Raw genomic sequence first — 2975 nt, forward strand, 5'->3', positions numbered from 1 at the left:
ATTTATAACTTAAAAATTTAAAGTTTAAAGGAATAATTCATAAATTATTCCATATAAGTTAAAAGTTAGTTATGATAAGTTATTTCTTAAAACTTATTTTTTATAATTTAAAAGTTTTAACTTAAAACTTAATTCCTATCCCTTAGAAGTTAGAACTGATAAATTATTTCCTTTAAGTTTTAAATTAAAAGAGATAACTTAATCCTTTTAACTTATATGGAATAATTTATGAATTATTCCTTTAAACTTTAAATTTTTAAGTTATAAATTCATAACTGATAACTTAAAATTTATCAGATAAAGGAGAATTCTTTAATGAGTGAAGTAATTGCGGTGATGAATCAAAAAGGGGGTTGTGGAAAGACAACTACTGTTGTTAATACTGCAACATCTCTAGCTGTCTTAGGAAAATCTGTTTTGGTTGTTGATATGGATCCTCAAGCTAATGCCACAACTAGTTTTGGGATTGATAAGACTAAAATAGAAAATACAATTTATGATGCTATCATGGGGGATATTAATATTAAAAAAGCAACAATTCCTACGTTTATAAAAAATTTGTTTATTATCCCAAGTAATATATCCCTGAGTGGTGCCGGAATGGAACTCTCTAAACGTGAAAATTATCATATTGTATTGAAAGACACATTAAAAGATGTTGTCCCGTTATTTGACTATATTTTTATCGATTTGCCTCCTTCATTAGGTGTAATTACTGTCAATGCATTAGTAGCTTCCGATAGTGTTTTGATACCTATCCAAGCTGAGTATTATGCTCTTGAAGGGGTAGCTGATTTAATTAATACAATAAAATTAGTTGAAAGAAGATTACGAAGTCCTACACCTATTAAAGGAATTCTCCTTACTTTATTTGATAAAAGAACTAGACTAAGTAAAGATGTACATAAAGAACTTAAGAGTTATTTTGGTGATACTGATTTACTCTTTAAAACTATCATTCCTAGAAATATCAGATTGGCCGAGGCTCCAAGTTTCGGCAAACCCTGTTTAATATATGACCCTGAAAGTACAGGTACTAAAGCTTATTTAAAATTAGCTAAGGAAATTCTTAAAAGAGATGGAGAGGATTAAATGTCAAGAAAAGGTCTTGGTAAAGGATTGGATTCTTTAATTCCTGATTTTTATAATGAAGATTTTGATAGTAATTCACCCCAATCACTTGAAGACATGTTAAACGATAATGAAGAAGTTGAAAATGAAACTTCTGGTGAAGATAATTCTAGTGAAAATATATTTGAACAGTTAAAAAGAGAACAATTAGAAGAAGAGGATTCTTCAACAGATGATGAAGAGGTTTTAGAAGATGATCAGGAAAATAACGAAGATAGCGAAACATCCGAAGACTTACATAGCGATACACGCAGCCAAGAGGTTGTACAGACATCACAAGAAATCAAAATCCAGGAAGAACACATAGCTGAGGTCAAGGAGATTGTTGACAAGAATCCGAGAATTACCCTTTGGTCCTCAAGGTCTTCTGCTGTTTTTAGATATTTAAGGAAAACTGAACCCGAATTCAGTATTTCCAAAGAGGCTTCAATTCTAATTGATGAAGCTGTTTCCAAAAAATATCCTGAAATATGGGCATTATTTGATGATTATTAAGCCCAAATTTTAAATCTATTTTTTTATTCATTGACTATTTTTACACTTGAAGTTATTCTATGGTATAATTTACAAAATATATTGTATAGCGATAATTTTCTATTATTTTAATTGGTTTCTTGTTAAATTATTCATATCAAAAAAAGTATTAAATTCAATATAATTAATAAAAATTTCTATAAATCGAATGTGGTCTGAATTTCACCGCTTATTTTTATATATGGTTCGGCTCTATCAACTACAACGCCTAATTTTTTCAGTTGTTCTTTTTTTGTAAATGGCATTTTTTTACGAATAGAAATTATTTGACGAGCAGATTTCACCCCAATTCCAGGCACTCTTATGAGGTCCACAAATGGTGCTTTGTTGATTTCTACTGGGAATATATTCATATTTTTTGCAGCCAGAATCTTTGGATCTGTTGCAAGTGACAGTTTATCATTCTCATCAAATACCAATTCCTTAACTTTATAGCGATAATCATTGAGTAGGCTATCTGCATTATATAGTTTGGCTGTTCTATCTGTTGAACAGGCTTCTCTAGCTGAGAATTCTGTACCTTCAACTGGAGTAAATGCTGAAAAATAAGTTCTTTTTAAATCAGATTTCTTATAGATTTTTTCCATTCTTTCAAGGATTTCCTTGTCGCTTTCGTTATTTGCGCCTACTATAAGCTGTGTAGTATGTGTTGAATTTGGATAGGTAGTGCTTGCGTTTTCTAAACTGTTAATCCATGATAGCCTTTTTAAAATGTCTTTATTATAATCCTTGGTTGATGATAACTCGCCAAGACCTGATGCTGTTGCAGCTTCAATATTTATGCTGACTCTGTTTGCCAGTGCCATTGCTCTTTTAATAGAATCTTTACTGGCACCAGGAACAATTTTCAGGTGAATATAGTCATCATAACCGTATTTTTTTCTTAGAATTTGAACAGTTTCAATTTGTTTTTCCATGGTTGAGTCGACATCACCTGAAATTCCGGAGCTTAGGAACAATCCGTTGACAATTCCCCTGTTGTAATATCCGAGAAATGCCTTTGCAAGTTCTTCCGGTGAAAGTTCAAGTCTGGTGAAGTTTCTTTTTGATTGGTTGATGCAATATTTGCAATCATTTTTACACTTATTTGTTAAAAGAGTTTTAAAAAGAGGAATCTTACACCCATTATGGCCTGTAGCCTCATATATTCCAGGCAAATTTACTTGGGAGCTTTTATTATGACTTACATAATCACAAAGGTCATATTGTGCAGAATCTGTTAAGATCTTCATCTTTTCTAAAGTGCTCATGATTATTATTTTATCTGTTCTATTAAATAATGATTAGTTTTACAATATACATATCTAATA

3 protein-coding genes are annotated in these 2975 nt (G+C 30.7%); 2 read left to right on the forward strand and 1 reads right to left on the reverse strand.

What is annotated here, in order from left to right; translation table 11 throughout:
- Positions 1 to 315 precede the first annotated feature (315 nt).
- Both ACKI4K_RS06800 and ACKI4K_RS06805 read left to right on the forward strand, forming a co-directional pair.
- On the forward strand, positions 316 to 1092 hold the full coding sequence (locus ACKI4K_RS06800; RefSeq protein ID WP_407423538.1) for a ParA family protein: 777 nt from the start codon (positions 316 to 318) through the stop codon (positions 1090 to 1092).
- The gene (locus ACKI4K_RS06805) at positions 1093 to 1626 is read left to right on the forward strand and encodes an AAA family ATPase (protein ID WP_407423540.1); all 534 of its coding nucleotides are present in this window, start codon (positions 1093 to 1095) and stop codon (positions 1624 to 1626) included.
- 176 nt (positions 1627 to 1802) lie between these two features.
- On the opposite strand, the gene ACKI4K_RS06810 is transcribed toward ACKI4K_RS06805, so the two are convergent.
- The gene (locus ACKI4K_RS06810) at positions 1803 to 2915 is read right to left on the reverse strand and encodes a radical SAM protein (RefSeq protein ID WP_407423542.1); all 1113 of its coding nucleotides are present in this window, start codon (positions 2913 to 2915) and stop codon (positions 1803 to 1805) included.
- Between the last annotated feature and the right edge of the window lie 60 nt (positions 2916 to 2975).

The sequence above is a fragment of the Methanobrevibacter sp. genome, from assembly GCF_045644645.1.
GTDB lineage: Archaea > Methanobacteriota > Methanobacteria > Methanobacteriales > Methanobacteriaceae > Methanocatella.